At 64.9% G+C, this 22,639-nt stretch carries 17 protein-coding genes; 10 read left to right on the forward strand and 7 right to left on the reverse strand.

Features of this window, described 5'->3' with window-relative positions; translation table 11 throughout:
* Positions 1 to 11 precede the first annotated feature (11 nt).
* From AC1DMA_RS03780 to AC1DMA_RS03795, 4 genes are all read left to right on the forward strand, one after another.
* Complete coding sequence (locus AC1DMA_RS03780; protein ID WP_478126652.1) at positions 12 to 524, forward strand: hypothetical protein; 513 nt, start codon at positions 12 to 14, stop codon at positions 522 to 524.
* 108 nt (positions 525 to 632) lie between these two features.
* Positions 633 to 3,257 (forward strand): DNA mismatch repair protein MutS, encoded by a 2,625-nt coding sequence (gene mutS / locus AC1DMA_RS03785; protein ID WP_478126653.1) that lies wholly within the window; start codon positions 633 to 635, stop codon positions 3,255 to 3,257.
* Between the two features lie 33 nt (positions 3,258 to 3,290).
* Entirely contained in the window at positions 3,291 to 4,130 is an 840-nt protein-coding gene (locus AC1DMA_RS03790) for a proteasome-type protease (RefSeq protein WP_478126654.1), read from the forward strand.
* Positions 4,131 to 4,265: 135 nt separating this feature from the next.
* The gene (locus tag AC1DMA_RS03795) at positions 4,266 to 5,078 is read left to right on the forward strand and encodes an alpha/beta fold hydrolase (RefSeq protein WP_478143273.1); all 813 of its coding nucleotides are present in this window, start codon (positions 4,266 to 4,268) and stop codon (positions 5,076 to 5,078) included.
* A gap of 127 nt (positions 5,079 to 5,205) precedes the next feature.
* Here the strand turns inward: AC1DMA_RS03795 and AC1DMA_RS03800 are convergent, their stop codons facing one another.
* From AC1DMA_RS03800 to AC1DMA_RS03825, 6 genes are all read right to left on the reverse strand, one after another.
* Positions 5,206 to 6,030: an undecaprenyl-diphosphate phosphatase gene (locus AC1DMA_RS03800; RefSeq protein WP_478143274.1), complete on the reverse strand. Its 825-nt coding sequence runs from the start codon at positions 6,028 to 6,030 to the stop codon at positions 5,206 to 5,208.
* 59 nt (positions 6,031 to 6,089) lie between these two features.
* A complete protein-coding gene (locus AC1DMA_RS03805; RefSeq protein ID WP_478143275.1) occupies positions 6,090 to 6,767 on the reverse strand; it encodes a GNAT family N-acetyltransferase in 678 nt (225 codons plus the stop codon).
* A 25-nt stretch (positions 6,768 to 6,792) separates the two neighbouring features.
* A complete protein-coding gene (locus AC1DMA_RS03810) occupies positions 6,793 to 8,196 on the reverse strand; it encodes an efflux transporter outer membrane subunit (protein WP_478143276.1) in 1,404 nt (467 codons plus the stop codon).
* Between the two features lie 71 nt (positions 8,197 to 8,267).
* A complete protein-coding gene (locus AC1DMA_RS03815) occupies positions 8,268 to 11,531 on the reverse strand; it encodes an efflux RND transporter permease subunit (protein ID WP_478143277.1) in 3,264 nt (1,087 codons plus the stop codon).
* A 274-nt stretch (positions 11,532 to 11,805) separates the two neighbouring features.
* Positions 11,806 to 14,958, reverse strand: a complete 3,153-nt coding sequence (locus AC1DMA_RS03820) for an efflux RND transporter permease subunit (protein ID WP_478143278.1) — start codon at positions 14,956 to 14,958, stop codon at positions 11,806 to 11,808.
* Between the two features lie 13 nt (positions 14,959 to 14,971).
* Positions 14,972 to 16,249 carry an efflux RND transporter periplasmic adaptor subunit gene (locus AC1DMA_RS03825; RefSeq protein WP_478143279.1) on the reverse strand — a complete coding sequence of 426 codons (1,278 nt, stop codon included), beginning with the start codon at positions 16,247 to 16,249 and terminating at the stop codon, positions 14,972 to 14,974.
* Positions 16,250 to 16,506: 257 nt separating this feature from the next.
* Between AC1DMA_RS03825 and AC1DMA_RS03830 the strand changes: the two genes are divergently transcribed.
* From AC1DMA_RS03830 to AC1DMA_RS03850, 5 genes are read left to right on the forward strand one after another with little or no spacing between them, the layout of a single operon-like run.
* Entirely contained in the window at positions 16,507 to 17,022 is a 516-nt protein-coding gene (locus AC1DMA_RS03830; RefSeq protein ID WP_478126661.1) for a DUF6622 family protein, read from the forward strand.
* Between the two features lie 47 nt (positions 17,023 to 17,069).
* Entirely contained in the window at positions 17,070 to 17,351 is a 282-nt protein-coding gene (locus AC1DMA_RS03835) for a 2TM domain-containing protein (RefSeq protein ID WP_478126662.1), read from the forward strand.
* Positions 17,348 to 18,382, forward strand: coding sequence for an alpha/beta hydrolase family protein (locus AC1DMA_RS03840; RefSeq protein WP_478143280.1), 1,035 nt, complete (start codon positions 17,348 to 17,350; stop codon positions 18,380 to 18,382). Before AC1DMA_RS03835 ends, AC1DMA_RS03840 begins: the two co-directional genes overlap by 4 nt.
* Complete coding sequence (locus AC1DMA_RS03845; RefSeq protein WP_478126664.1) at positions 18,379 to 19,428, forward strand: sensor histidine kinase; 1,050 nt, start codon at positions 18,379 to 18,381, stop codon at positions 19,426 to 19,428. Before AC1DMA_RS03840 ends, AC1DMA_RS03845 begins: the two co-directional genes overlap by 4 nt.
* The gene (locus AC1DMA_RS03850) at positions 19,425 to 20,264 is read left to right on the forward strand and encodes a LytR/AlgR family response regulator transcription factor (RefSeq protein WP_478126665.1); all 840 of its coding nucleotides are present in this window, start codon (positions 19,425 to 19,427) and stop codon (positions 20,262 to 20,264) included. Before AC1DMA_RS03845 ends, AC1DMA_RS03850 begins: the two co-directional genes overlap by 4 nt.
* Before the next feature lie 99 nt (positions 20,265 to 20,363).
* On the opposite strand, the gene AC1DMA_RS03855 is transcribed toward AC1DMA_RS03850, so the two are convergent.
* Positions 20,364 to 20,684, reverse strand: coding sequence for a hypothetical protein (locus tag AC1DMA_RS03855; protein WP_478126666.1), 321 nt, complete (start codon positions 20,682 to 20,684; stop codon positions 20,364 to 20,366).
* A 134-nt stretch (positions 20,685 to 20,818) separates the two neighbouring features.
* Between AC1DMA_RS03855 and AC1DMA_RS03860 the strand changes: the two genes are divergently transcribed.
* A complete protein-coding gene (locus AC1DMA_RS03860; RefSeq protein WP_478126667.1) occupies positions 20,819 to 22,624 on the forward strand; it encodes a glutamine--tRNA ligase/YqeY domain fusion protein in 1,806 nt (601 codons plus the stop codon).
* The last annotated feature ends 15 nt before the right edge of the window (positions 22,625 to 22,639 follow it).

Here is a 22,639-nt window from a genome sequence, read left to right on the forward strand (position 1 = left end):
AAGATCGGGGAATGGGCATGAGCATGGTGCAGTGGCAGTTCTTCATTTCATTGTTGACTGGCGTACTGCTGCTCTTCGGTGTGATGTGGGCTTGGCGCCATTTGGCCGGACGGCGCGAAGCGGAACGCCGCATCGAAGCAGCCAGGGTGCGCTCCGGGCATGTTCCCCTCGAGATCCCCACGGTTCGTGGCGGCGTGAGTACGTCGGGCGATTCGGTGCCCGACACCCTCCCCGAATGGTTCATCCAGGGCAAGGGCGAACACGCGGTGGTGGACGAACATCCGCGCATTCGCGTCCGCTACATGGATTCGCATGACAAGAAGGTTGAATCCGTGATGCAGGTCGACCATCTCGATCTGCAGAAAAAAATCATCCTCGGCCACTGCGAACTGCCTGGCGAAATCAGGCGCCTGCCTCTGCACCGGATCACGTCCGCGCGCATCGCGGACTCGGGCCAGCGCTTCAACGTCGACACGTGGGTGGAAGCCGTGCGTGTCGCGCGCCGCCGGCGCGGCGAGCATTGAGCGGTCGGATACCCCCGCTTCGATTGGACGTCCCGCACGGCTGCGCCGGGTGGGCGTTCCTTATGATGCGTACTTGCCGGCGCATCGCCGCGCGCAGCTTTCCTTTCGATGAACTTCCCCGCGACCGCACCCCACACGCCGATGATGACCCAATACTTGGGCCTCAAGGCAGACCATCCCGAGACCCTCCTCTTCTACCGGATGGGCGATTTCTACGAACTCTTCTATGCCGACGCGGAAAAGGCGTCGCGCCTTCTCGACATCACCCTCACGCAACGCGGCCAATCTGCCGGGCAACCCGTCACGATGTGCGGCGTGCCGTTCCATTCGGTCGACGCCTACCTCGCACGGTTGATCAAGCTTGGCGAATCGGTCGCCATCTGCGAACAAGTCGGTGAGGTCGGCGCGGCCAAGGGCCCTGTCGAGCGCAAGGTCGTCCGCGTCGTCACGCCTGGCACGCTGACAGACGCCGAACTGCTGAACGACAAGAGCGAATCGCTGCTGCTCGCGGTACACGCCGGATCTCGCAACTTCTGCGGTCTGGCGTGGCTCAGCGTCACGGGCGCCGAGCTTCGCCTCGCCGAATGTCCCGCCGATGCGCTCGAGGCCTGGATCGCCCGCATTGCGCCCAGCGAACTGCTCTATAGCGCCGAAGTCACGCCCGCCTTCGAACTCCGGCTGAAGGCCGCGCGCAGCACCACGCCCTTCACGCTTTCTGTCCGGCCGGCGTGGCAATTCGACGGCGGCCTTGGCGAGCGCAAGCTGTGCGAGCAGATGGGCAGCACCAATCTGGCCGCCTGGAACGCCGAGTCGCTGACCAACGCGCACGCCGCCGCGGCCGCATTGTTGGGCTTTGCCGAACACACGCAGGGACGTGCGCTGTCGCACGTGCAGCGGCTTTCGGTGGAGCGTGACGGAGATCTGATCGAACTTCCGCCGACCACGCGCCGCAATCTCGAACTCGTGCAGACCTTGCGCGGCGAAGACTCGCCCACGCTGTTTTCTCTGCTCGACACCTGCATGACGGGCATGGGCAGCCGCTTGCTGAAGCGATGGCTGCTCGCACCGCGCCGCGAACGTGCGGATGCGCAGGCGCGCCTGGACGCCATCGCGGCGCTCCAAGAGGCACCCTTCGGCAGCACTGCGGCGCCCTGGCGCACCTTGCGCGAGCAGTTGAAGAACACGAGCGATGTCGAACGCATCGCCGCTCGCATCGCGCTGCGCCAGGTGCGGCCGCGCGAGCTCGTCGCGCTGCGCATGGCGCTCGCCAAGGCCGAGCAGCTTGCTCCCGCCTTGCCCGCTTCGGCAGCGCTGCTCGGCGAAATCGCATCGCGCCTTGCGCCGCCCACGGGCTGCGTCGAATTGCTCGTCGCCGCCATCCACCCCGAGCCGGCCGCGCTGGTGCGCGACGGTGGAGTGATCGCCACGGGGCACGACGCCGAATTGGACGAACTGCGCGCCATCAGCGAGAACTGTGACGATTTCCTCCTGAAGCTCGAAGTCAGCGAACGCGAACGCACGGGCATCACGAATCTGCGCGTGCAGTTCAATCGGGTGCACGGCTTCTATATCGAAGTCACTCAGAGTGCGCTCGACCGCGTGCCGGACAACTACCGTCGCCGCCAGACGCTGAAGAATGCCGAGCGCTTCATCACGCCCGAGCTCAAGGCTTTCGAGGACAAGGCGCTCTCGGCGCAAGACCGCGCGCTGGCCCGCGAAAAGTGGCTCTACGAGCAACTGCTGGATGCCCTGCAGCCCTTTGTTTCCGATCTGACGGGGCTCGCCACTGCCGTGGCCACACTCGATGCCATCTGTACGCTTGCCGAACGGTCGCACACGCTCCACTGGCGCGCGCCAAGCTTTGTCGCGCACCCGTGCATCGAGATCGAGAAGGGACGACATCCAGTGGTCGAAGCGAGGTTGGCCGAAAAGTCGTCAGGCGCATTCATCGCCAACGACACGCGGCTGGGCCCGCAGCAGCGCATGCAGGTCATCACCGGCCCCAACATGGGCGGCAAATCGACCTACATGCGGCAGGTGGCGATCATCGTGCTGCTGGCTTCGATCGGCTCGCACGTGCCGGCACAGGCGTGCCGACTCGGCCCCATCGATGCGATTCACACGCGCATCGGGGCGGCCGACGACCTGGCGAACGCGCAATCGACCTTCATGCTCGAGATGACCGAAGCCGCGCAGATATTGCATGGCGCGAGTGCCCATTCGCTCGTGTTGATGGACGAGATCGGCCGCGGCACGAGCACTTTCGACGGCCTCGCGCTGGCGGCCGGCATTGCGGCGCAACTGCATGACCGCACGCGCGCATTCACGCTGTTTGCCACGCACTACTTCGAGCTGACCGAGTTCCCGGCGACCCATCATGGCGCGGTCAACATGCACGTGAGCGCGACTGAAGCCGGCCGGGACATCGTCTTTCTGCACGAGATGCAGCCCGGGCCGGCCAGCAAGAGCTACGGCATCCAGGTGGCGCGCTTGGCCGGCATGCCCGCTGCGGTGGTCAATCACGCACGCCAGGCGCTTGAAGCGCTGGAGGCGCAGCAGACCCACGCGCGCGCTCAGGTCGACCTTTTTGCCCCCCCTCCGGTGGAGGAGGCGCCGACGATCAGCGCCGTAGAATCCGCGCTGACCGCGATCGATCCCGATGCGATGAGCCCGCGAGAGGCGCTCGAAGCGCTCTACTCTTTGAAGAAACTCCAGATGCGCGAAAACGGCTAGGCCGTCGTGGTCCGTTTCGTGCAAGAACATCTCATGACTTACTGCGTAGGCATCAAACTCAACGCCGGACTGGTGTTCCTCTCGGATTCGCGCACCAATGCGGGCGTCGATCACATCAGCACCTTCCGCAAGATGATCGTCTACGAAAAGCCAGGCGACCGTGTCATGGTGCTGCTGTCGGCCGGCAACCTGAGCATCTCGCAATCGGTACGCGAAATCCTCCAGATCGAAGAGTTGCGCGAAGCCCATGAAGACGGCGAGGACGGCACGCCCATCACCATCTGGAACGCCAAGAGCATGTTCGATGCGGCCCGCGTTCTCGGCTCCGCCGTGCGCCACGTGTACGACCGCGACGCCGAGGCGCTCAAGCATGCGGGGCTGGACTTCAACGTCTCCTTTATCTTCGGCGGGCAGATCAAGGGCGAAGGCATGCGCCTATTCCTCGTCTACGCCGCCGGCAATTTCATCGAGGCGACGACCGAGACGCCCTACTTCCAGGTCGGCGAATCGAAATACGGCAAGCCAGTGCTGGACCGCGTGCTCACACCCGACACCCCGCTCGACGAAGCCGCCAAGTGCGCGCTGGTGTCGATGGATTCAACGATGAAGTCGAACCTGTCGGTGGGACTGCCGCTCGACCTCGTCGTGTACGAGGCCAACCAGTTGCAGACCGACAAGGTGATCTGCATCGACGCGGACAACCCCTACTACCGGATGATGCACAACAGCTGGGGACAGAAGCTGCGCGAAGTTTTCGACAGCATCGAGGACCCGGTCTGGGATGACGCCTACACCGAGCATCCGCTGAAGATGCCGGCCACGCGGCACGGTGCGCTGCGCAAGATTTCCACGCCCGACGAAAAGTTGATCTGAGGTGAGAGCTCTCCCCCAGGCTTGCCCACTTCGTGTGGCCGCCACCCCCCTTCCGGGGGCAACCCCTGCGGCCCGGCAAAGCCGGTTCCGCGGGGTTCCCGGTCTTGGCCGCGCGCGCTCGATGCGGCGGCAGTGATGCCCATGCTCCCTCCCGTCATCTTTTCCCACGGCAACAGCTTTCCGGCGAGCACCTATCGCGTGATGCTCGACAGCCTGCGAAATCGGGGCTTCGACATCGATGCGATCGAGAAATTCGGCCACGATCCGAAGTACCCCGTCACCGACAACTGGCCGCACCTGGTGGAGCAGCTTGCCGACTTCGCGCGCGAACGCATGAAGCAGGCCGGGCAACCGTTATTTCTCGTCGGCCATTCCCTCGGCGGCTTCCTGAGCCTCATGTGCGCCGCGCGGCATCCCGAACTCGCCCGCGGCGTGGTGCTCATCGACTCCCCCATCATCGGCGGATGGCGCGCCGGCACCATCAACCTCATGAAGCGCACGCCGCTCATGAAGAGCGTGTCGCCCGGCATGATCAGCCGCAAGCGCAAGAACATCTGGGAGCATCGCGAGGCCGTCTTCGAGCACTTTCGCAGCAAGAAGGCCTTCGCGAAATGGGATGAGCGAGTGCTGCGCGACTACATCGAGCACGGCACCTTCGACATCGAGGACGCCCGCGCCTTGAGCTTCGATCGCGACGTCGAAACCGCCATCTACGACACCATCCCGCACAACCTGAGCGCACTCCTGCGCGCCCATCCCCTGAAGTGCCCGGCAGCCTTCATCGGCGGCCGCCAGTCCGTAGAAATGCGCCGCGTAGGCATGACCATGACCCACCAGGTCACCAAGGGCCGCATCATGATGCTCGACGGCACCCACCTCTTCCCCATGGAAAAGCCCATAGCCACCGCCGCAGCAGTAGAAGCAACCCTGCGAAACCTGCTCCCCTGACCTTCGCCCGCCCCGCACGCCCCGCCCCTTCCAGAAACACCGCGGAATTGGCTTTGCCAGGCCGCCGGTGTTGCCCCCGGTCAGGGGGTGGAGAGCGACACGAAGTGCGCGAGCCTGGGGGCGAGCTCTAGTCCGCCCAGACCACCATTCCGCTCCACGCGGTGGCCAGGACAACGATCCCGAAAGCGATCCGGTACCACGCAAACGGCACGAAATCGTGCGTACTGATGTACCTCAACAACCACCGCACGCAAAGCCACGCGCTGATGAACGAAAACACCAGGCCCACCGCAAACAACGGAATGTCCGCCGCCGACAGCAGCGCACGTTCCTTGTAGAGGCTGTAGACCGCCGCCCCGATGAGCGTCGGAATCGCGAGAAAGAACGAAAAATCCGTCGCCGCCTTGCGCGAGAGCCCCAGCAGCATGCCGCCGATGATGGTCGCTCCGCTTCGGCTGGTCCCCGGAATCATCGCCAGGCACTGAACGAGCCCGACTTTCAGCGCATCCCATGGCGTCATGTCGTCGACGTTCTCGATGCGCACCGATCCGGGCGGCCGCTTCTCGGCCCATAGGATGATGAAGCCGCCGATGATGAAAGTGCTGGCGACGACGATCGGAATGAACAGATGCGCCTTGATCGCCTTGCCGAACAACAAACCGAGGACCACCGCGGGCAGGAAGGCGATCAGTACGTTGAGTGCAAAGCGCCTCGCCTTGGGTTGCCGCGGCAGCGCCACGATGGTCGAGTGGATCTTGTGCCAGTAGACGAGGACGACCGCGAAGATGGCGCCGGTCTGGATGGCGATGTCGAATACCTTGGCCTTGTCGTCGTCGAAACCGAGCAGCGAGCCCGCGAGGATCAGATGGCCGGTCGATGAGATGGGAAGAAATTCGGTCAGCCCCTCCACGATGCCCATGATGGCGGCCTTGACCAGCAAAACGATATCCACGCGCGCTCCTTGAAAGAGCGTCGATTATCGCGATGCCCGCGTTCAGGACCTCGTCAGTTTCAGCACGGCGAAATGACCCGGACCACCGTTTCGCAATGGTCCCGAAAGCCCATGCGAAGGTAGAGCCGATGCGCGCTCTCGTTGTCGTGCATGACGTGCAAAAACGGTGTTTCGCCACGAAGCAACTGGCCGCGGATCAGTTTTGCGGCCAAGCGGCGCGCAAGGCCCCGTCCTTGGAAATCAGGATGCGTGCAGATGCCGCTGACCTCGTGCAAGGTCCCGGCGCACATGCGCTCGCCTGCCATCGCGATCAGGCGATCTCCTTGAAAGCAACCGAAGTAGTCACCGAGTTCGAGCGTTCTCGGACCGAAAGGGCCGGGGCGCGTCAGCGTCGCCAGTTCGACTGCTTGCGCGGCGTGCTCCGGCCTCAGCGGAACGGCAGCGAGCGATTCGTCTTCATCGGGAATTGCGCCGTCCCACACCATCCTGAACATGGTCGAATCCACTTCGATCCGCCAGTTGGCGGGTGCCGCGCCTGACCAGTCCATGCAATAGAAGTGTTCGCCGGGATCGCAGTACGGCGTCAGCGCGTCGAAATCAGGATGGCGAGTGTCCGCAAAGCCGACGATCGGCGAAAAGCCCTGCGCGTAGCGGCGAGCTCGGTCGGTGCCGGTGGCGTACTTTGCGTGAGGCCCGGCCAGGGTGTGCCATGCGAGGTTGTCGAGCAGCGTCTTCATCGTTTTGCCAACCCTTGCAGCCAACTCAGGAGCCCGACTTGGCGACCGGCTGCGCGGTGCCCTGCGCCATCCATTCGGCCTGCCAACCGCCGCCCAGCGACTGGATCAACGCCACTGCGGCGATCTGACGGTTCGACTCCACTTGGAGCAACGTTCGCCGCGCATTGAGCGCGGAAACCTGGGCGACCACGACACTGGTGTAGTCGATCGTCCCTGCGCGGTAGCGGTTGAGGAACTGCTGTTCGGTGCGATCGGCGGCGACGGACGATACCCGGCGATTCACTTCCTGCTGCGCGAGGCTGCTGCCCGACGTGAGCTGGTCTTCGACGTCCTGGAACGCGGCCAGCACCGTCTGCCGATAGCGTGCCACTGCCGCTTCGTGACCCGCCTTGGCTGCATCGACGCTCGCGCCGATCGCACCCGCATCGAACACCACCTGCGCCACTGACAGGCCCAGCGACCACAGCGTATTCGAAGCGTTGAACAGATCGCCGACCTTGCTCGCCGCGCTGTTGACTCCGCCGTTGAGGGTGAAGTTCGGGTAGTAGGCGGCCCTCGCAATGCCGATCTGCGCATTGGCGGCAGCCACTGCGCGCTCGGACGCAGCGATGTCCGGCCGACGCTGCAGCAGCGTCGTCGGCACGCCCGCTGGAACGCCTGGGATGACCGGCTTCCATTCGGCCACGGGCAGCGAGAAGTCCGCCGGCGCTACGCCCACCAGCACGGCGATGGCATGCTCCAGCGTGTCGCGGGTGCTCTGCAGTTGCTGGCGCTCCGCCTGAGTGGACGCGTAGAGCGTCTCCGCCTGCAAGACGTCGCTCTGCGCGGCGATGCTGGCCGCATAGCGGTTGCGCGTGATCTCGAGGCTGCGCTTGTAGCTTTCGATCGTGACGTCGAGGATATGGATTCCGGCGTCGGCTTCGCGCAACGAGAAGTAGTTGGTCGCCACTGCGCCGACAGCCGACAGCCTCGCCAGCGCGAGATCGGCTTCGCTCGCCTGCGCATTCGCCTGCGCGCTGTTGACCGCCTCGCGCAGGCGGCCCCAGACGTCGGGCGCCCAATCCGCGTTCAACGATGCGGTGGTGCTCGTCACCGGCGACTTGTTGCGAGCGCCACTGCGATCCGCGCCCGCGCCTGCCGAAATGCTGGGGAACAGCGCCGCGCGCTCTCCCCGAACCAACGCCTGCGCTTGCGCGTAGTTGGCAACCGACGTCGCGATGTTCTGGTTGGACACTTGCACGCGTGCGGCGAGGTCGTCGAGAACAGGGTCCTGAAAAAGCTTCCACCATTCGCCACGATCCAGCGCATCGGCGGGTGCTGCGGGAAGCCAGCCCTCGGCGGCAGGCGCGGACTTCCAGGCAGCCGGCGCCGCTGTCGTTGGTTGCACATACGCAGGGCCTACCGCGCAGCCGGCCAGGGCCGCAGCCATCGCCACTGCCAGGCAGGTGCGCACAACGGCGCGGTGCTGAGAACGACGAAAGAAAAGTCGGTTCGATACGGTCATGATGTCGGGGACGCGTCGGCGGCGCGGCTCAGGAATTTTTCGTTGGCCGGACGGCGGCGCAGCTTGTCCAGCAGCACGTAGACCACCGGCGTGGTCAGCAAAGTCAGCAATTGGCTCGCGATCAGTCCGCCAATGATCGCGACGCCCAGCGGCTGCCGCAACTCCGCACCCAGCCCGAAGCCGATGGCGAGCGGCAACGCACCGAGCGCCGCAGCCAGCGTCGTCATCAGAATGGGTCGGAAACGCAGCAGGCAGGCCTCGCGCACGGCCTCGACTGCGGTGAGGCCGCGTGAGCGCTCGGCCTCTAGTGCGAAATCGATGATCAGGATGGCGTTTTTCTTGACGATGCCGATCAGCAAGAAGACCCCGATCAGCGCAATGATCGAGAACTCCATGCGGAACAGCAGCAGCGCCAGCACCGCCCCCACCCCTGCGGACGGAAGGGTGGTCAGCACGGTGATGGGGTGTATCAGGCTTTCATACAGCACGCCGAGCACGATGTAGATCACCACCAGCGCGGCGACGATGAGAAACCATTGCTGCGCCTGCGATTGCTGCGCCGCCAGCGCAGTGCCTTGAAAGCTCCCGCGCACGTTGACCGGCATCGCGATGTCCGCCTCGGCCTGCGCAACGATGCGCTTCGCATCGCTCAGGCTGGCGCCATCGGCCAGGTTGAACGACACCGTGCTGGCAAGCTCGGTGTCCTGGTGATCGATCGACGTCGGCACGGCGCGCTCGCTGAATTTCGCGAAGGCGGACAGCGGCACCATCAGCGTCGTGTCGGTCGCCACCTGCTGGCCGGTCGAGGACGTGCGCGACGAAGGGTTGGCCGACGTGAGGGTCGACGTGCCCGTGGTCGCGTCCCTGTTTTCATCGAGCGAACTGACAATCGACGCCCCGTTCGCCGCCGTGGTGGTCGCCAGCGTCGATGGCACGTAGAGGTCCTTCAGCACGATCGGCGAGCGCTGGAATCGCGGTGCCCACTCCATGATCACCGAGTACTGATTGAGCTCGTCGTAGATGGTTGCCACCGAGCGCTGGCCGTAGGCGTTGTAGAGCGCGTTGTCCACCGCGCTCGACGTCACGCCCAGCCGAGCGGCGGCTTCGCGATCCACGTCGACGAAGGTTTCGACGCCATTGTCCGCATCGTCGCTGTCGACGTCCGTCAGCAAGGTCTCCTGCCGCAAGCGGTCGGCCAGCTTGGTCGACCACGCCCGCAGATCGGCAAGGTTGTCGCTCTTGAGCGTGTATTGGTAGGTGGAATTGCTCGACCGGCCGCCCATGCGCAGATCCTGAACCGGACTGAGGAACACCCGCAGTCCCGTCAGCTGGTTGAGCTGCGGCCGCAGGCGATCGATGACTGCCTGGGTGCGCTCCGTGCGTTCGGACACTGGCTTCAGGTTGACGAACATGAACCCGCCACCCGCGCGGCTGCCGCCCGCAAAGCCGACGACGCTGTCGACCGCCGGGTCCTTGTTGATGATGTCCACCGCCTGCCGCAGCTTCTCGTTGATGGCCTCCGACGAGATGCTCTGGTCGGCCCGCAAGCCCGCATTGAGCTGCCCGTTGTCCTGCTGCGGAAAGTAGCCCTTCGGAATTGCGCCGAAGAGATAGACATTCAGCCCGATCACCGCCAACAGCACCAGGATCACGATCCCCTTGCTCGCGAGCGCCCAGTCAAGGCTGTGCGCATAGGTGCGCAGCGTGCTGTCCCACATGCGCTCCGAGACCCGGATGAACCACGCGCGCACCTTGCCCGGCGGCTTGCCGGCTTCTTCGGATTCGCTGCGCAGCAACAACGCGCACAGCATCGGCGTGGTGGTCAGCGAAATGACCAGCGAAATCAGCACCGACACCGACAGCGTCACCGCGAACTCGCGGAACAGCCGCCCGACCTGCCCGCCCATGAAGAGCAGCGGAATGAACACCGCCACGAGAGAAATGCTGATCGACAAGACCGTGAAGCCCACCTCGCGCGCCCCGCGCAGTGCCGCTTCGACACGATTCATGCCCTTCTCGACATGCCGCATCGTGTTTTCGAGCACCACGATCGCGTCGTCCACCACGAAGCCCGTCGCAACCGTGAGCGCCATCAGGCTCAGATTGTTCAGGCTATAGCCCAGCAGATGCATCACCCCAAAGGTGCCGAGCAGCGAAACCACCGTCGCCACCGCCGGAATGATCGTGGCGCGTGCCTTTCGCAAGAACAGCCCGACCACCAGCACCACAAGCACGATCGAAATCATCAACGTGCCCTCGATCTCGCGCAGCGACGCGCGGATCGAGTTCGTGCGATCAGAGGCGACCTGGATGTCGATGTCCTGCGGCAACTGCGCGCGCAACTCCGGCAGCAGCTTTCGCACGCCGTCCACCGTCTCGATGATGTTCGCACCCGGCGCCTGCGTCACCAGCACGATCACCGCCGGCGCGCCATTGAACAGACCCAGCGTGCGCGTGTTCTCGACCCCATCGATCACACGCGCCACATCGCCCAGGCGCACCGCCGCGTTGTTGCGCCAGGCGATCACCAGATCCTTGTAGTCCGCCGCGCGCCTTCCGGGCGAAGGCGTGTAAATCTGCAGCTTGCGATCGCCGCTTTCGATCGCGCCCTTCGGCCGATTCGCGTTGTTGGCCTGGATCGCCGCGCGCACGTCCTCCGTACTGATGCCCAGCCTGTTCAGCGAGAAAGGCTCCAGTTCCACCCGCACCGCCGGCAGCGAGCCGCCACCGATCTCCACCTCGCCCACGCCTTCGACCTGCGACAGGCGCTGACTGACGATGTTCGAAACCTCTTCGTAGATCTGCCCCGGCGTACGCGTCTTCGACGTCAGCGCAAGAATCATCACCGGCGCTGCCGTCGGATTGCGTTTTCGATAAGTCGGATTGCTCCGCAGCGTCGCCGGCAAATCGACACGGGCCGCATTGATGGCCGCCTGCACCTCGCGCGCCGCACTGTCGATATTGCGGCTCAGATCGAACTGCAACGTCACCCGAGCCGACCCGTTGGAACTCGTCGAAGTCAGCTCGTTGACCCCCGGAATAATCCCCAACCTGCGCTCCAGCGGCGTCGCCACACTTGAAGCCATCGTGCTGGGACTGGCCCCGGCCAGCTGAGCCTGCACCGAAATCGTCGGAAAGTCGACTTGCGGAAGCGGTGAAACAGGCAGCACCAGAAACGCGACGATCCCCGCCAGTGCCACCCCAATGGTCAGCAGCACCGTAGCGATCGGCCGCTCGACGAATGGCTTGGAGAGATTCAAAGCACGCCCCCCGAAAGCCCGTCGAAGCACCAGCCGCCTTCGCAAAACAACGCAGCCCGGTATGCGGTGCGGGCTGCACAACCCCTCTGCACCGCCGAAGCGCGGAGCGTCAGGCGGATCAGGGCCGCGTGTGTTTGAGCGCAGCGAGTTTCACGCGGACCCCGCCTGACGTGAGCACTGCAGGGAAGCCCGAAGGGCCGGCGCAGCGGGGTTGTGCAGCCCGCACCGCATACCGGGCGGACCCACCAAACCAGCGGACCGCAAACCAAGACAGTCACACCTCAGCCCCCCGCCCAAACCGCCGCCCCAACCGATCAAACCCAAGATAAATCACAGGCGTAGTGAACAGCGTCAACACCTGGCTCACCACCAGCCCACCAAATATCGCCAGCCCCAAGGGCCGCCGCAGCTCAGCCCCCTCGCCCCATCCGAACATCAGAGGCACAGCCGCAAACAGCGCAGCCAACGTAGTCATCAAGATAGGCCGAAAGCGCAGCAGCGCGGCCTGGTGAATCGCCTCCTCAGGCGACTTGCCCTGATGGCGCTCCGCATCGATCGCGAAGTCGATCATCATGATCGCGTTCTTCTTCACGATCCCGATCAGCAGGATGATCCCGATGATCCCGATCACCCCCAGGTCGTTGCCCGTCACCATCAGCGCCAGCAACGCACCCACACCCGCCGAAGGCAGCGTCGACAAAATCGTCAGTGGATGGATGTAGCTCTCATACAGCACCCCCAGCACGATGTACACGCACACCACCGCCGCAAGAATCAGCCACAACTGATTGGTGAGCGACTTCTCATAGGCTCCAGCCGCGCCGAGGAAAGTCATCGTCACGCTCGGCGGCAGGCCGATCTCCTTGGCCGCCGTGCGGATCGCCGCCACCGATTTTCCGAGCGCCAGGTTTGGCGCCGTATCGAAGCCCACCGTCGCGCCCGGATACTGCGCCACCCGCGTCACCTGCAGTGGCGCGTACTGCTCGCGCACCGTCGCCAATGAAGACAGCGGCGTCGGCGCGCCCGTGCCCGTGCGCAATTGCAGGTTCCCCAGCAGCTCCGGCGAAGACAAGGCATCGCGCTGCGCTTCGAGGATCACCCGGTATTGATTCGTCTCCGTGAAAATCGTCGATACGATCCGCTGCCCGAAGGCACTGTAGAGCGCGTCGTCCACCGAGCTTGCCGTCACCGACAGCCGCGATGCGGTATTGCGGTCGATGTCCACATAAGCGGCCAGCCCCTGCGCCCCCGCATCCGTCGTCGGATTGCGCACCTCCGGTACCGTGCGCAGACGCTCGGCGAGCTTGCGCGCCCAGTCGTTCACCGTCGCCGTGTCCACGCCTTCGAGCGACAGGCGGAACTCCGTCGGCCCCGTCTCCGCATCGATCGTCAAGTCTTGCGTCGGCTGCAGATACAGACTCACGCCCGCCACGCTTTCATTGACGCGATCTCGCAGACGCTGCATCACCGTGCTCTGCGAATCGTGGCCCTTGCGCAAGTTGACCAGCATGCTTCCGGCATTGAGCGCCGTGTTGTTGGCCGCATCCACACCCACCACCGAACTCAGGCTTTGGACGTCAGGGTCCGCCAGGATCGCATTCGCCGCCGATTGCTGCAGCTCGGCCATTCGCACATACGACACCTCCTGCGCCGCCCGGATGCGCGCCTGGAGCTGACCCGTATCCTGCGTCGGAAAGAGCCCCTTCGGAATGACGACGTAAAGCAGCACCGTCAGCGCCAGCGTCAGCGCCGCGACCAGGAGCGTCAGCGGCTGATGCCGGAACACCCACTGCAGCCATTGGTCGTAGCGTGCGATCACCCGGTCTAAGAATCGCTGCACGCTCACGCCGAAACGGCCGCCCTCTTCCGATTCGGGCTTCAACCAGCGCGCGGACATCATTGGCACCAGCGTCAACGAGACCACCGCCGAAATCAGGATCGTGATTGCCAGCGTCACCGCGAACTCGCGGAAAAGCCGCCCCACCACATCGCCCATGAAGAGCAGCGGAATCAGCACCGCGATGAGCGAAACCGTCAGCGAAATGATCGTGAACCCGATCTGCGTCGCGCCTTTGAGTGCTGCCTGGAACGGCGGTTCGCCCTTCTCCAGATAGCGGGCGATGTTCTCGATCATGACGATCGCGTCGTCCACCACGAAGCCTGTCGCAATGGTCAGCGCCATCAGGCTCAGGTTGTTGAGGCTGTAGCCCAGCAGATACATCAGCCCGAAAGTGCCGATCAACGAGATCGGTACCGCGATGCTCGCGATCACCGTCGCGCGCAGGCTGTGCAGGAAGAAGAAGATCACCAGCACGACCAGCACCACCGCGAGCGCGAGTTCGAGCTGCACGTGGCTCACCGACGCGCGAATGCCCGTCGTGCGATCGCTCAGTACCTCCACCTTGATCGAGCCGGGCAGCGATGCCTCGAGCTCAGGCAACTGCCGCTTGATCGCGTCGACCGTGCCGATCACATTGGCACCCGGCTGCCGCTGGACGTTCAGGATGATCGCCGGATAGAGCTTGGGTTGCGCCTCCTGGGCCTCCTGGGTCTCTTGCGCCCCTGGCGTCGTACCAGTCGGCTTCGCATCCGAACGCAGCGCCGCCCAGGCGCCGAGCTGCGTGTTCTCGGCGCCGTCGACCACGCGCGCGACATCGCTCATGCGCACAGGCGCGCCGTTCTTCCACGCGATGATCAGGTTTTTGTAGTCGGCGGCGGTTGCAAGCTGGTCGTTTGCGTTGATGGTGTAGGCGCGCTTCGGCCCGTCGAAGCTGCCTTTGGCGCTGTTCGAATTGGCCGCCGCGATGGCCGTGCGCAACGTATCGAGACCGATGCCTACCGATGCCAAGGCATCGGTGTTCGCCTGGATACGCACGGCTGGCCGCTGGCCGCCCGAGAGCGACACCAGCCCCACCCCGCTGACCTGGCTGATCTTCTGCGCAAGGCGCGTGTTCACGAGGTTCTGCACCTCGGTCAGCGGCATCGTCTCCGAACTCACCGCCAGCGTGAGAATGGGCGCGTCCGCCGGATTCACCTTGGCATACACCGGTGGCGCCGGGAGGTCTGCCGGCAGCAGCGAGCCACCAGCGTTGATCGCGGCCTGCACCTGCTGTTCGGCGACATCGAGCGTCTGGTCGAGCGCGAATTGCAGCGTGATGATCGACACGCCCGTCGCGCTGGTCGAACTCATGCGGTCGAGTCCGGCCATCTGCCCGAACTGGCGCTCGAGCGGCGCCGTCACCGTGCGGCTCATGACCTCCGGACTGGCGCCCGGATAGAGCGTCTGGACCTGGATCGTCGGGTAGTCGACTTGGGGCAACGCGGCAAGCGGCAGGAAGCGAAAACCCACCAGCCCCGCGAGGACGATCGCCACCATGAGCAGCGCGGTCGCGACCGGCCGCTCGATGAAAGCGCGCGACGGACTCATCATCTCGGTCCCCTCACTGCGGCGGCGGACGCTGCCGACGGCCCTGGCCCTGGCCTTCGCCGCGCGGGCCCTTCTGACCCGGAGGCTTTGCCGCGGCGGGCTTGTCGCCCTGCAATTGCACGCGCGCGCCGTCCTTCAGGCGATCGCCACCTTCGGTCACGACGATGTCGCCTTCCTTGACGCCATCGACGATCGACACCAGGTCGACGGTCGCGTCGCCCCGCTTCACAGCGCGCATCGACACCGTGCGGTCGTCGTTCACGATATAGACGAAGGTGCCGTTGGGGCCGGTGCGCACGGCAGTCACGGGCACGACGATGGCGCTCACGGTGCGCAGCGTCATCTGCACATTGACGAACTGGTTGGGAAAGAGCGGTGTTCCGGCATTCGCAAAACGCGCCTTGGCCCTGACCGTGCCTGTGCTGGTGTCGACCACGTTGTCGAGCGTCGAGAAAAAGCCGGTGTCGAGTGTCGAACTGCGAACGCGGTCCAGCGCCTTCACGGGCAGCTTCTCTCCCTTGGAGAGTTGCGCCTGAATGTCGGGAATGCGGTCCTGCGGCACGGCGAACTGCACATCGATCGGGTTCATCTGCGTGATCATCGCGATGCCCGTGGTCGCGTTGGCGGTCACGGTATTGCCGGGATCCACAGTGCGCAGTCCGATGCGTCCGGCAACCGGCGCGACGATTCGCGTGTATTCGAGGTTGAGCTTGGCAGCGGCCTCGGCCGCGCGGTCGGTAATCACGGCCCCTTCGAGTTGCTTGACCAGCGCGGCCTGCGTGTCGACGTCCTGCCGCGCGATCGAATCCTGCGTGAGCAGCGTGCGGTAGCGCGACAGCGTGACCCGCGCCGCTTCCAGTTGTGCCTCGTCGCGAACCCGCGTGCCCTGGGCCTGCGCCAGCGCCTGTTCATAAGGGCGCGGATCGATGCGGGCCAGCAGTTGGTCCTTGGCGACCATCTGTCCTTCGGTGTAGTGAACCTCGGTCAGCACACCGCCGACCTGCGGCCGGAGCGTGATCGTCGCCAATGGCGTCACCGTACCAAGCGCATCAATGAGGATCGGCAGGTCAGCGCGCCGTGCCACCGCGTGGCCGACGGTCGAAGCAGCACCGAAAGCACCGGGACCGCCCGTGGGTGCGGCCGGGCGCTTGATGAGATAGACGGCGCCGCCGATCAGCGCGAGCGTCACCAGAACGGCCAACAGGCTGCCAAGCCAGCGCCGCTTGTGGGAGGGAGCGCGATGATTGGGCTGGGGGGCGGGAACGGGCTCGGCGGGGGAGGGTGACGACATCGGTGCTTTTGGGCAGGTATGCAGAAATGCAGGTTGCCTGTAGTTGATCGCCGAATCGTAGCGCTCCACCGCGACAAACCGTAAAGGGACGGTAAAGCACAGGTTGACGTCTGCGTCTGGCGCCGCCCGATGGCAATTGGCGCCGCCGGCTTGCGTTTCGTCGCACAGCGATGGCGAGTCCGTGAATCGATCGGCACAGTCCGCCCATCGACATTCATCCCTGACCCCTCATCCCCGATCCTTACGGAGAAAACACGATGCTGACCCAGATCCTGATCCACACGCCCAAGTGGGTGTTCGTCTCCTTTGCTCTCCTGCTTTGGTTCGGCGCCAAGCAGTTGCTCGCAAGCAGCGTGAGCCTGACCCGCGTCACCATCGTGCCCGCCGTGATGATCTGCCTGTCGCTCTTCGGCGTCGCTTCGGCTTTCGGTGAATCCTTGATGGCTCTGCCGGCCTGGGCCGCAGCGGCGCTTGCCGTGCTAGCCCTTGTGGTGCAGCGGCCCGTGCCGGCGAGCACGCGCTATGACGCCGCGGCGCGCCGCTTTCATCTCGCAGGCACGGCCGTGCCGCTGATGCTCATGATGGGCATCTTCTTCACCAAATACGTCGTGGGTGTACTGCTGGCCATGCATCCGGAACTCGGACACCAAGCCACTTTCGAGATCGGCATCAGCGCGCTCTATGGAGCTTTCACGGGCATATTTGCCGGCCGGGCGATCCGCCTCTGGCGCCTGGCAATCCATGCCGACCGCACTGCAACCATCGCCATCTGACATTCCATTTACCCATAAATCCACCCATACATCCGGAGATATTCGCCATGGACTCAAATGACATCGAACGACTGGCCCGCCGGCGCGCCAAGGCCAAGATCGGCTGGTTCATCCATCTCGCCGCTTATCTGGCGGTCAACTTGATGCTCGTCGTGCTCTCGTTCGCAAGCGGCCATCGCTGGGCGATCTTTCCGCTCCTGGGCTGGGGCGTGGGTCTGGCCTTGCACGGCGCAGCGGTGTGGCTCTTTGCGCCGGGAAGCAACATGCTCGAGCGCATGGTCGAACGCGAACGCGCCAGGCTGTCCGGTGCCAAGGGAGACCGGTGGTGAGCGCCCGGTACCTCCGCGCCCTGGCGCTCGTCGCGGCCTGCGCGCTCGCTTCGGCTGCGCAAGCAGCCACGGGACTGGCAGTGCTCGCGGCGCCCGCAGGTTCGGGGCCGATCACGGTGTTCTATCCGACCGATGCGCCTCCTAAGACGGTGCATCGCGGCCCCTTCACGCTGAGCGCCGCCGTCGACGCCGCTCCTGTTGCGGGCAACGGCCATTTGATCGTGGTGTCGCACGGCTCGGGCGGCTCCGCCTGGCCGCAGGCCGATCTGGCGATCACGCTGGTGAACGCAGGCTTCACCGTCGCCATGCCGGAACATGCTGGCGACAATTTTCACGACATGAGCGACGTCGGCCCCAGGACCTGGCGCCGCCGTCCCAAAGAGGTGTCGCAAACCATCGACGCGATGGCCGGGGATGCCCGATTCGCGCCGCTGCTCGACTTTCAGCATGTCGGCATCTACGGCATGTCGGCAGGCGGCCTCACCGCGCTGACCCTGGCAGGTGCGCGCTGGTCGCCGGCCTTGCTGAACGCGCATTGCCAGGCGCATCTGGCGGAAGACTTTCCATCCTGCGTGGGCTTGGCGACGTCCCTCACCGGCGGCGTGCTCGACCCGTTGCGCCTCGCGGTTTCCCGCCGCGTGATCGATTTCAAGCTGGGCAGCCAGACCACCCTCGAAGGCTGGACCGATCCGCGCATCACCGCCGCCGTGGCCGCGGTGCCCATGGCCGCGACCATCGACATGGCTTCTCTCGCGACGCCGGGAATTCCGCTCGGTCTGGTGCGAGGCGGCAAGGATGCGTGGCTGGCGCCCCAATGGCACATCGACGCGGTGCGTGCCGCGTGCAAGCGGTGCGTGCTGGTCGCGGACATGCCGGGCGGCGGCCACGGCTCGACACTGTCGCCCCAGGTGCCCGATCTGCCCCCGCGCCTGGCTGCCTTGCTGGATGACCCGCCGGGCTTCGACCGAGCAACGCTGCCGGGCGTCTACGCGGCGATCACGCAATTCTTCGTCCAGAATCTGCAGCGATGAACATCCGATGGAGCGACGCCGCCCGCCACGGCCTTCAAGTGGCGGCGTTTTGCTGCGCAGTCGCTGTATTGACAACGCTGATCTGGCCGCGCAAGACCTATCTGGTGCAGCTGGGATATTCGCTGACGATCGGCTTCGTGTCGTGGATCGTGATCGAGTTCGGCCGCTATTTCGTCGACGAGCGCAACTGCCACCACAGCAGCAGCGGCGGACATGGGTGGCCCAAAGGCTGGCGCGGCGTGGTGTTGACCGCTGTCGGCATCGCCTGCGGATTCCTGTTTGGCGACCGGTTGGCGGATTTCTTCCTCGGTGACGGCGGCGTCGGCACGCCGCGCGACAGCTCGATCAGCCTCGCCATCACCATCTTCGCAGGCGCCATTGCCAGCTTCTTCTTTCATGCCCGCGGACAAACCGCGGCGCTGGCCGCCCAGATCAGCGCAGCGGAACGCGATGCGACGGAGGCCAAGCTGAAGCTGCTCGAAACGCAGCTTGAGCCGCACATGCTCTTCAACACGCTCGCCAATCTGCGCGCGCTCATCACCACCGATCCGCCACGCGCCGTGGCCATGCTCGACCATCTCAACAGCTACCTGCGCGTCACGCTCACCGGCTCACGGGCGCTCTCGCATCCGCTGTCCGCCGAATTCGACCGGCTCGGCGACTACCTCGAACTGATGTCCGTGCGCATGGGCGAGCGCCTGCGCTACAGGCTCGATCTGCCCGCCGACCTCCGCGATGTGCCCGTGCCGCCGCTGATGCTTCAGCCCCTGATTGAAAACAGCATCCGCCACGGCCTGGAGCCCCAGGTGGAAGGCGGCGAAATCACCGTGCGGGCCAAGCGCGAAGGCGCGCAGCTCGTCATCGAGGTGACCGATTCTGGTGTCGGCATCGACGGCGATAGCGCTTCTGATGGAACCGGCGGCTTCGGGCTGGCCCAGGTGCGCGAGCGGCTCCATACGGTGTATGGCCCTAAAAGCACGATGATCCTGACCCCTCTCGACACCGGCGGCACGCGCGCCGTCATCAGCTTTCCCTCGCCGACATGAAGACGACTGCCCTGATTGCCGAAGATGAACCGTTGCTGGCACAGGCCCTGCGGGCCGAGCTGGCCGCCGCATGGCCCGAGCTCGAAATCATCGCTGTCGTGGGCGACGGGCGCAGCGCGGTGCGCGAGGCTCTGGCGAAGTTGCCGCAAGTGCTTTTTCTCGACATCCGCATGCCGGGAATGGACGGCCTCGGTGTCGCCGCCGAACTGGCCGATACATGGCCCGGCGACGAGGCGCCGATTCCGCAGCTGGTCTTCGTCACGGCCTACGACGAATACGCTGCGCGCGCATTCGATGCGCAAGCCATCGACTACGTGCTCAAGCCCGTGCAGCCCGACCGCCTGCGGCGCACCGTGGAACGACTGCGGAAGACCCTGCAATCCACCCCATCGCCCGCCGCGGCGCCGGCCGATGCGCTCGCCAGCACGTTGGCGCAGTGGCACAAGGTTCTGGCCGCAGCCAGCGAAGGCATCCTGCCCTCAGGCGCGACAGCCGGAGCACCGCTCAAGCTAATTCCGGCCAGCGAAGCGGGCTCGTCGGGCAACAGCGTGCGCATGGTGCCCATCGACGAAGTGCAATATTTCGAGGCTGCCGACAAATACGTGCGGGTGCTGACCGTCCGGAATGAATACCTGATCCGCACGCCGCTCAAGCAATTGCTGCCTCAACTCGATTCCAACGTCTTCTGGCAGGTACACCGGGCCGTGGTGGTGCGCAGCGACGCGATCGAATCGGTTTGCCGCGACGACGCCGGCAGGCAGCACCTCACCTTGCGGGGCCGCCCGGAAAGGATCCCGGTCAGCCGGCTCTACGCTCACCTCTTCCGCGCGATGTAGCCGTCCATGAAAAAACCGACCCCCTGTGACAGAGGCCGGCTTTTCATGTGACAGCAGGCAAATTGCTGACGGCTAACGCTCATTAACTTTCAACCGCGCTCAATAGCGATAGTACGGTCCGCGGTGGTGACGATGGTAGTACCCAGGCGCCGGACGGTAGTAGACCGGCGGGGGTGCCATGTACACCGGTGCGGGCCGGTAATACACAGGTGCGGGCGCGACGTACGCGGGGGCCGGTGCGTAGTAGACCGGCGGCGGCGCGTAATAGGGTTGCGGCGACGCAACACCCACGGCGATGCCGGGGACGTTCACGCCGACGGACCAGTTGGCTGCATTGGCCGAAGCCATGCCAAAAAGCGCACCTGCGGCAACCGCACCGGCAGCAGCCCATTTGAAGAGAGTGGATCGGGTCGTGGTCATCTCTGGATCTCCTGTTGAAGCGGTGTTGGCCGCCATGTAGGTATTGAACGCGGCAAGTGTCAATGTGGTGTACGCCGCACTGTGAAGAAAGTTGCCAAAAGTAACGCCCGCAGACCGCCCCCTAGAATGGGCGAATGACCTCCCCTGCAGCCGACAACGACACCGCCAAGCCAAGCAATTTCCTGCGCCACGTGATCGAAAACGACCTCGAACAGGGCACCTATTCGACCCGTAAATGGGGCGGCACCCCAGGCGATGCCGCACACCACGGCCAGGGCATGCAGGACCCGGCCAAGGTCCGCATGCGCTTTCCGCCCGAACCCAACGGCTACCTGCACATCGGCCATGCCAAGAGCATCTGGCTGAACTTCGAGCTTGCCAAGGAATACGGCGGCATTTGCCACCTGCGCTTCGACGACACCAATCCCGAAAAAGAAGAACAGGAATACGTCGACGCCATCCGGGACGCCGTGAAGTGGATGGGCTACAGCACCACGATGACGGACGATCCCGCCCACCCCGGCGCACCGAACGATCACGTGTACTTCGCAAGCAACTACTTCGATTTCATGTATCGCGCGGCCGAATACCTCATCGGCGCCGGCCTTGCCTATGTGGACGAACAGAGCGCCGACGAAATCCGCGCGACTCGCGGCGACTTCAACACGCCCGGCACCGACAGCCCTTTCCGCGACCGCACGCCCGAGGAGAACCTGCTGCGCTTCCGCGCCATGCGCGACGGCCGGCTCGAAGACGGCGCCGCCGTGCTGCGCGCCAGGATCGACATGGCGAGCCCCAACATCAACATGCGCGACCCTGCGCTCTACCGCATTCGCCGCGCCACGCACCACAACACCGGCGACAAGTGGTGCATCTATCCGATGTACACCTTCGCGCACCCGATCGAGGATGCGCTGGAACAGATCACCCACAGCATCTGCACGCTCGAATTCGAAGACCAGCGGCCCTTCTACGACTGGCTGCTTGACCGCCTCGCCGAAGGGGGCCTGATCGCCTCGCCGCATCCGCGCCAGTATGAATTTGCGCGGCTGAATGTGACCCACGTCATCACCAGCAAGCGCAAGCTGCGCCAGTTGGTGGAGGAAGGCCACGTCGACGGCTGGGACGACCCCCGCATGCCGACCCTTGCCGGGCTGCGCCGCCGCGGCTACACACCCGAGGCGCTCAGGCTGTTCTGCGAGCGTTCGGGCGTCACCAAGTCGGGCGGATGGATCGACTACGCCAGTCTCGAAGCCGCGCTGCGTGACACGCTCGATCCGATCGCGCCGCGGGCCATGGCGGTGCTCGACCCGGTCAAGCTGGTCATTACCAATTGGGGTGAACTGATGGGCGGTGACGACGTCCTCGACGACTGCTCGGCGCCCGTGCATCCACACCACCCGGAGATGGGCCGACGCGACTTCAAGCTGGGGCGCGAAGTGTGGATCGAGCGCACGGACTACGAAGACGTGCAGCCAAAGGGCTTCTTCAGGCTCTTCCCGGGCAACAAGGTGCGGCTCAAGTACGGGCATGTCGTCGAATGCACCGGCGGCACCCGTGACGCGGACGGCAAACTGGTCGAAGTGCAGGCCAGGCTGGTGCCGGACACCAAGAGCGGCACACCAGGCGCAGATGCCATCAAGGTGAAGGGCAACATCACGTGGGTTGCGGTGGCCGACGCGGTGCCGGTCGAAGTTCGGCTTTACGAGCGCCTGTTCGCCGCGTCCCAGCCGGGCAGCGGCGAGTTGCTGGAAGAACTCAACAAAGCGAGCCTGCAGACGACGCAGGCGTATGCCGAGCCTTCGCTTGGCGTATCGGTGCAAGGCGCGCCCTACCAGTTCGAACGGCACGGCTATTTCGTGCTGGACTCGCGCGCGAACGCGTCGGGCGGGCGTGTGTTCAATCGCGCAGCCGGCATGCGCGACAGTTGGGGCAAGTAGCCGCGCGGCTGCCAG

This window comes from Variovorax sp. 05N34, from assembly GCF_056397405.1.